The organism is Bradyrhizobium valentinum (assembly GCF_001440405.1).
GTDB lineage: Bacteria > Pseudomonadota > Alphaproteobacteria > Rhizobiales > Xanthobacteraceae > Bradyrhizobium > Bradyrhizobium valentinum.
On the sequence record NZ_LLXX01000037.1, the window covers coordinates 1 to 7330 of the forward strand.

General features: G+C 57.5%; 11 protein-coding genes and 1 pseudogene. 6 read left to right on the top strand and 6 right to left on the bottom strand.

Going from position 1 to position 7330, the window contains the following annotated elements; translation table 11 throughout:
- From CP49_RS44345 to CP49_RS06915, 4 genes and pseudogenes are all read left to right on the top strand, one after another.
- A pseudogene (locus CP49_RS44345) lies at positions 1–81 on the top strand (F0F1 ATP synthase subunit A); the annotation flags it as partial.
- Between the two features lie 438 nt (positions 82–519).
- Positions 520–729: a hypothetical protein gene (locus CP49_RS44350; protein WP_156438120.1), complete on the top strand. Its 210-nt coding sequence runs from the start codon at positions 520–522 to the stop codon at positions 727–729.
- A complete protein-coding gene (locus tag CP49_RS06910) occupies positions 726–938 on the top strand; it encodes a hypothetical protein (RefSeq protein ID WP_338060333.1) in 213 nt (70 codons plus the stop codon). The genes CP49_RS44350 and CP49_RS06910 overlap by 4 nt, the downstream gene beginning before the upstream one ends.
- 10 nt (positions 939–948) lie before the next feature.
- Positions 949–1329, top strand: coding sequence for a hypothetical protein (locus CP49_RS06915; protein WP_057849548.1), 381 nt, complete (start codon positions 949–951; stop codon positions 1327–1329).
- 829 nt (positions 1330–2158) lie between these two features.
- On the opposite strand, the gene CP49_RS06920 is transcribed toward CP49_RS06915, so the two are convergent.
- Positions 2159–2362: a cold-shock protein gene (locus CP49_RS06920; RefSeq protein WP_057849549.1), complete on the bottom strand. Its 204-nt coding sequence runs from the start codon at positions 2360–2362 to the stop codon at positions 2159–2161.
- A 436-nt stretch (positions 2363–2798) separates the two neighbouring features.
- Positions 2799–2999, bottom strand: a complete 201-nt coding sequence (locus CP49_RS06930; RefSeq protein WP_057849551.1) for a hypothetical protein — start codon at positions 2997–2999, stop codon at positions 2799–2801.
- Between the two features lie 294 nt (positions 3000–3293).
- On the opposite strand from CP49_RS06930, the gene CP49_RS44355 reads away from it, so the two are divergent.
- The gene (locus tag CP49_RS44355; protein ID WP_156438121.1) at positions 3294–3662 is read left to right on the top strand and encodes a ribbon-helix-helix domain-containing protein; all 369 of its coding nucleotides are present in this window, start codon (positions 3294–3296) and stop codon (positions 3660–3662) included.
- Between the two features lie 344 nt (positions 3663–4006).
- Here CP49_RS44355 and CP49_RS06935 read toward each other — a convergent pair whose 3' ends face one another.
- The gene (locus CP49_RS06935; RefSeq protein WP_245310546.1) at positions 4007–4285 is read right to left on the bottom strand and encodes a hypothetical protein; all 279 of its coding nucleotides are present in this window, start codon (positions 4283–4285) and stop codon (positions 4007–4009) included.
- Positions 4286–4724: 439 nt separating this feature from the next.
- Entirely contained in the window at positions 4725–4970 is a 246-nt protein-coding gene (locus CP49_RS06940; RefSeq protein WP_057849553.1) for a hypothetical protein, read from the bottom strand.
- 227 nt (positions 4971–5197) lie between these two features.
- Here CP49_RS06940 and CP49_RS06945 point away from each other — a divergent pair, with 227 nt between their 5' ends.
- Entirely contained in the window at positions 5198–5890 is a 693-nt protein-coding gene (locus tag CP49_RS06945) for a Crp/Fnr family transcriptional regulator (protein WP_057849554.1), read from the top strand.
- A 389-nt stretch (positions 5891–6279) separates the two neighbouring features.
- On the opposite strand, the gene CP49_RS06950 is transcribed toward CP49_RS06945, so the two are convergent.
- Both CP49_RS06950 and CP49_RS46980 read right to left on the bottom strand, forming a co-directional pair.
- On the bottom strand, positions 6280–6777 hold the full coding sequence (locus tag CP49_RS06950; protein ID WP_057849555.1) for a hypothetical protein: 498 nt from the start codon (positions 6775–6777) through the stop codon (positions 6280–6282).
- A gap of 126 nt (positions 6778–6903) precedes the next feature.
- On the bottom strand, positions 6904–7330 hold a 427-nt coding region (locus CP49_RS46980; RefSeq protein ID WP_245310548.1), incomplete at its 5' end, for a hypothetical protein.

The window sequence follows — 7330 nt, forward strand, 5'->3', positions numbered from 1 at the left end:
CTGGTCGCGTTCCTGCAGGCCTACGTATTTGCGATCCTGACCTGCATCTATCTCAATGACGCTCTTCATGGGGGACACTAACGGACTCGGAGGGCAAGAAGGGAGTCGGCACAGCAATTTCTAGCAACAAATTCCAATTGCTTGTCGAACTAGAAAAGAGGCTGCTCGCCCAAAGGGAACGGATGCCGCTCGTTGACACGGACGAGCGCCGCATTTCGCTTAGCCGACGCCGTAAGCCTTGTTGAGACCTGCTCCGGCCCCCAAGCACGCGCTCCTTCGTTGGCGCCCTCCTCCTTCTTGAGTCGGTCCCGCTCATCACAAAGGCCCTCGATCTTTGCCAGCATCCGCTGCAGCAATAGCTCAGCCGCTGCAGTCGATATGCCGGCGCGCTGAAGCTGGAGGATCTGCTTACGCTGACTTCCGACCCGAACGCGCATGCGCTCCATTTCGGAACGGACGTGATCTAGGCCCATAGCTGTCCTTCAATGCTCTCTGGATTGTTCGAATGAGCCCCTCGGCATGGCGCCCGAGCTGGTCGTACAGGCGAAGCCGCCTGAAAAGGATCTCGATTTCACGGTCGCTTTTCATCCTGTGCCTACAGTACAAAAGGTGAACGAGATGACAAGCCGCTACACCCAAGATTATTGCCTGCGTAATTTTTATTGCCGTAGTCCACACCGTTTGAAGATCCGATTCCGCTTCCGAATGGCCGTTGGCTCCTCACCTTGAGGGATGCCGCCAGATACATCACGAAGCTGTCGAAGACTGAACACTCCGCGCCGGAATGGCAGGCCGCCATGGAGGCGCTAATCCTCGTTGCCGAAAACGGTGGGCCAACGATGCTGGCCAGGATCGGCGTCATGCGGGCGTTGAACCTTGGCCATGTCCGCGAGTTTACCGAGCCAGGAAAAAGCATCATTGGGGACGCCGGAAGCTGAAGAGAGACCAATGAAAACGGTCTGGATTTACGTAGATACCAGCAAGCAGGTCGGCGACCGTGACCATCTCAAGGTGTTTGCAAACTCGGACCTTGCCGATGAGTGGTTTCTGGTGAACGATCCTGAAGGCGTCGTGTTTGAATACGAGGTCATAGGCGCCGTGGACGACGAAAACCGGGTAAGGCCGCTGACGGCATCGCCAAGACCGAAGTTGATCAGCACAGGAAATGCCCGGCTGCGGGCAGTGAATATGCGCGGCCTTCGTCAAGTGTTCGAGCATAGTCATGACGCGGGCGACCCCGATCACCTCAAGGTCTTTGCCAGAGAGGACGCCGCAGAAAATGGTTTGAGGAAAACGACCCGGAGGGCGCGGCTTTTGAATAAGAGGTGATCGGTCCAGAATAAAAATGGCCCCAGCGCGCGGCGGTGCGCCGAGGCCATCTAAAGTATTCCCATTTCAAATTGCCAGACGGAGTAGTGGGTACCCATCTGGCGTACCGATAGAAGCGGGAAAAGATGGCAACGTCTGCCCAATAGTGAACAGAACGCGGAAGATCGTTGAGCCCGCCAGCCCTGTGCGGGGCCTTTCCTTAGGAACCTGCAGCCTTGCCGAGAGTCGACTCCGTCGCTCCTGGGGGATCTGTGGAGACGAACCGGGAGAAAGTGGCGGCCCCGGCTTGCGCTGGAAATCTAGCTGGGGCCGTTTTGCAAGCGGGCCGCCAAAGCGAGGGAACGGTATTCACGGCGCCAATTTGATCCGTGTACTCAAGACAACGAGGAGCCGCCATGATGATCCGCTTTGCTTGCTTTGGGGCCTTCTTTGTAGCTTTTGCTCTTGCCGAACCAGCTCTGGCCGCGGGCGGATGTGGAGTCGGGTGCAGCAGCACGTCTGAAGGGGCTTGTGTCCGCGATGGATGGCAGCAAGGTTTGCCGGTTCGGAACGTGTGCCCGGCGACAACCCAGCCATCTCCCCCTTGCGGCCCATATCACCGATGGAGTCGGCAATCCATGTCGTGCGTTGTGCGTTGAACCGACCGGTTAGCGGCCCCGGCAATACGCAACGCACCGGGGCCGCCAGTCACTGGAGATTGCCCCAGCCGGGGGCGTAAGGAGGGATGCAGCCGGGGCGAGCAGAGACTAGGCCCACCTCCGGCTCCTCGTCTGTCCGGCCGCTGACAAAGCGTAGGCCCGCCAGCGTGAACGCCGGATGACTGCGCCGATCAACCTACCCTGAGGTTTTCGGCGGATTCCTTTCCGCGGTTTGCTAAGACTTCGTAGCTCACTTTTGCGCCCTCATTCAGACTGCTCAAACCTGCTCTCTCGACGGCCGAGATATGGACGAATACGTCCTTGCCGCCATTGTCGGGCTGAATAAATCCATAGCCCTTTGTCGCGTTGAACCACTTCACTGTCCCTGTCGCCACGTCAATTCTCCCATCGATTCGAAACACGGAATGATGGTGACAGAAACCCGGCAAAAGAAAGGGCCCGCGGAGGTAACCGTTGTGCACGCAAAAGCCGCCGCTGGGTTGAGACAGCGACGGCTCTACGCATTACTCTCGCGAGTGATGACCTCCGCGATTGCTTTGAGCTTACGGGCCCGAAGTTAACGAGGGGTTGTTGTGTCGGCTCAGACGCCATCGCTCAAACCCGAGCTTGTAGCGGGCGATCAGGAGACGGATCAGGCGCATTCGACCCCCGCGATATTCCGGCACCTGTTAGCTCGCGCGTGATCCCCAATCAACGTGACTATCCGGTGCATTTCGTTTAGGGCGCTGTCCGCGTCCGGTTGAGCCAGCATGACGCATAGCAGATTGCCCTGGTCGATGATGGCGGCGCAATCCTCTTCAGTTTTCTCGCTCATAGGAAACCGCCCATTTCCGGCGGCTGTTGCTTCGCCTCGTCCGGGTCGTCGTCTTCGCGCTCGGCGTCGTCCTGCTCGGCATCGATGTCGGCCTCGCCGAACGTTTGTCGATACGACTCCTGGTTCATCATCCGATCGAAAGAGCCAAGCGACGGTTCGTCATCGCCGACCGCCTCCCGATCGCCGTCATCCTCCAATTCGCGGGACAGGTAGTTGTCCGTCTTGTCGAGGAATTGGATTAGCCGTCTATCTCGTCTCTGGCTTCCTTGCGGAGTCGCCCTACAGCAATGAATACTTCCTCGGGCGAAGCATCTGCCCGGACGTCCAGCCAACCAAGCCGGCCGCGGCGTCGATTGAAGACGTGTTTAGGGGTGACGTGGTATACACGCTGTCAGCCTGGATCGTGTGGAATAAGCCCTTCATGGCTCGGGTTAGAGCCGGGGCGGAAGTTGCTGCTTCCCCTCGGCTTGCTATTTTGGTAAACCTAATTTATGAAAAAGTCAATTAAGGTAAACCAAAAAAGGCGTGGCCGTCCCGCAACCGGGCGTCATCCCGTTTCCGCCGTGCGATTGCCTGTTGAGCTCACCGCTGAAGTAGACAGCTGGGCTGAACAACATGAGACAACTCGCTCCGAAGCCATCCGCCGGCTGGTGGAAATTGGATTGTCTAAGTCTTCGGGGATCAAGAAACCCCGCGTTCTTTCAACAAGCAAACAGGGCGCCGCTCGTGCCGCCCAACTGGCAACCAAGACGATCGACAAACGCATTGAGTCCGGAGCCTCAGCAGAAGAGCGAGAAGTTCGAAAACGGAAGCTGGTGGAAGGGCCGAGCGCCTTCCGAAGCACCCGCAAAGATCGGTGAGACGCTAACGGCGGTTACAAGGAAGAGACGAAGTGCAAGGGCTACCGCTAGTGCAGTGAAAAGGCCGCCTCCTTGGCGGCCTTCTCGTATTTCGCCAGCACTTTTCAGACCTCACGCGATGTCCGACTTAAGTCCGGAACGCGCACCAAAGCGGACGTTGGCCCACCACTCTGCATTTATGGTTTGACGCCTTAGCTGCAGGCGAACTGCCCGGCCGCTAGCTCAGCGGGCAACTTCAATCGGGCAGCCTAGATGATTTCGCGGTCCTCGGCCGCAGCTTCGAGCTTGGCAGTGGATCATGGCAAAGTGCCTAATCCTTATCGCCGAGTGAGGCGGAGGCGAGCTCAGTCTTCACGCGGCGTCCTTCCCCCGATCAATTGTGAATTGCTCTGCCAATTTGCGGCAAGATCAGCGAGCCTGTCGTATTCCTCGGCGACCCGCAGCATCCGCTGCATCTCTCGCAAATTGTAGCAGCGCAATTGCTTCGCCTTCGTGCGGGTCGCCTCCGCGCGATCTCGCCAGTACTTTGGTTCTTTGATCGGGTCACGCATGCAGGGAGTAAAAGCAACCTCCAGCGCCTCGTTCCTAAACATATGTGAGGAAGGCGAGATCGTGCCGCTCACGAATTGTTAGGAAGTAGAATGAATTTTGACGATGCTTGCCATCGCCTGACGAGTGCTGGGATCGCCGGGAAAATGTAGAACTTGGCGCAAACGAAAAGCCCAGCTGCTGGCCGGGCTAACTCCGAAGTATCTGCAGGTGCTGAAACGTAGATAATGAAATGTCCCTTAATCTGCGCGTCTGTTAGGTACCTGACACTGGAGAATCCTTTTCGGGAACAATTGGCATAGTTATGATATGATGGTTGCCGGGCAGCCTTTGAATGCCACTCTCGTGGCTGGCAGCGACCAACCGAGCATATAATATCACGAACCCCATGACCGACGACGCCCTTCATGCCCTTTGGGAGGAGCGAGGCGGCGACGCCCCGGTGAAGCGCGTTCGGATTTGCGTGGCGGATGATTAAGCCGGCTTCCTAGGGCCTCCCAACCCGATGCGTCTCTAGTTGGCGGCCTCTTTCTTCCTGACGGACTGCGCCGAAGAACTGAGTTGCATCGCGGCGGCGTACCCGGCCTCAGAAAGTCTACTCAGGCTGGTCTCACCACGATTGGCACATTCAATTATTTTGCTGGCGACGATCCGACGGGCATTGTGCTTCTCCCTGCCAGTTGGAAGAAGCAAGCACGCACGCTCAAGGGCCACTTCCATTCTAGCCATCGTTCGGCGATCGAAGGTGTCAATGATCATTTGATCTCCCCTTCCTCGGCCCTCCCACTGGTTTCCGACCGCCGTTGGGGTTGCTGATCTGATTTTGAAATACGTCCTAGGATGCCGTCTGTCTGGTACCCTACATAGCGAATTTAAAGCTAGCTATGTACGGTACGGCTCCTACTATGCTCGCATTATCGGGTATCCAGTAAGGCAACCGATAGCTGAGAGTTCTTTGCGCTCCCGCCTGTCCTCGAGAGCGCACAATGAAGAACCTTTTGCTCAGCAAACTGGGTCAAGACGACTTCAACCGACTTGAGCCCTATCTCAAGCTCACGCCATTCACGCAGCATTCGGTCTTGTTCGAAGCAGAACAGGAAATCAAGCACGTTTACTTTCCGACGAGTGCGGTGGTGTCTTTGGTTGTGACGCTCGAGTCGGGGGACATGGTCGAGGCTGCCATGGTTGGCTCGGATGGCGTCGTTGGGGCCTCGGCAGCGCTGGACGGACGCATTTCTCTCAGCCTCGGAATTGTCCAGCTATCCGGCGAAATCGTCGTTTGCAGCATCGACGGATTGAAGTCCGTTGCATTGCAAAGTCCCAAACTGCTGTCCATGCTCATCCGTCATGAGCAGACCGTATATGCTCAGGCGCAACAGTCGGCAGCTTGTTTTGCGTCACATCATGTTCAGGCACGTCTTTGCCGTTGGCTACTGCGCGCGAGAGACCTGGCGGGCACCGACACTCTACATTTCACGCAAGAATATTTAGCGGAAATGCTCGGGGTCCAGCGAACGAGTGTGACTGTCGTCGCGCACACCCTGCAGTCTGCCGGTCTGATCAAATACGCCCGGGGAAAAATCCAGATCCTCGATGCGGAAGCACTTCATGATGGCGCGTGTGAGTGCTACGGGACGGTGAAGCGCCATTACGATAGGCTATTGGGTCCTGCCAAGTAGAGTGCCGCCGCATAAGAAAGGCGGACCTTGGCAGGCGGGTGTTAAAGAATCGGCGCTATGTCGGGAACCCCACATTGCGGCGCGCGTTTGGCTTTCTTGATCGGCGAGCCGATCTCAAAGGCCTTCCTCTCCTTCGAATGTTATGGTTCAGCAGAGGAACTGATCAGAAACTCACAAATGTAAATCCCTCGGAGGCTGTCATGGATGGCTCTCGAAGCGACCGCGCACGCGCGCGGGCGGAACACCTCTTGGCTCAAATCGCACCGTTACCTGATGACCCTGACCTCCAGCGCTTGCGCGAATTATCCATGAATTACATTCGCGAGGCCGAACGACTCGAAGGAAAATGTGTCACCGCGCAGGAGGCTAGCGAACAAATCTCCGCAGCCTTAGATGCGATAGCCCGCGACTTTTTTGCTCGAGCTCTTCAAAATAAGTCGAAAGGGTAGTTTGTGTGCGCGTTGGCCATCACCTGACCAGCAGCCCCAAGCGTTGACGCCAGTCACCGGTTCCCATCGCGTCTGAATGTCGCCTGTTGGCACCTTTGAGACATGGCAGACGACCCGACGATGTCCGTTTCCAGGGGAAGACCTGAAGAATTCGAGGTCCGCAAGCATTTCGTTATATTTGCGCTGAAGGAATTCGTGCGTTCTCGCTTTGTAACCAAAGTCGAACGTAAGCTGCAATGTAGCGAACACGAGAACGCCGAACTCAAGCCAAAGCTCCTCGACATGGAAGAGCTTTGAAGCTTTGCCGGCGACGCCCGCTCCCAAGATGATTACGTCAAAGTTCAACCAGCGATTCGAGGAGCCATAGAAATCCCGCCGCGCCGAGTGATAGATCCCGTTTCGTAGCGCGAATTTGGGCCCATCGTTGCTGTCGGTCATTGCCGACCACCGTCACTTTTTCGGCGGAGGTGGCGACGAAGGTGCCGGCCGCACGGGCGGATGACCATTCGGGCCGGGACGGCTAGGAGCCACTCCGGCGTGTTTCGTTTCGTGCTCGCTCGCCATTCAGTACCGCGGACTGCGGTGCCCGACGGCGCCGGTGTACGGGTTGACGTTGCCGGTGGCGCTGTAGTTGTTGCGCTGGATGCTATTCGGATTGGCCGCGGCGTGCGGCGCAACGTAGGTCCCGCTATTCGTCGTATATCCTCGGACACTGTGGCTCCGTGAATTCGAGCCGGTGCCAGAATTTTGCGCCTGGGCGCCAGTGGCAGCCAGCGTCAAGGCCGCAGCGATCATGAGATGCTTCATTCCCAGTCCCTCCCCAATGGTTTTATCTGCGGATGGACACAACCATGCGTGGAAGGGTTGCGCAATGCCGTAGGATCCCGGGTGGCCGGCTTCGCTGGCCGTGTGGCCGGCTTCGCTGGGAGGATCCCGCGACGGCTTTTGCCTTGGGCTAAGCCGCCGTTGCTTGCTCGTGCGGCGCTCGCTC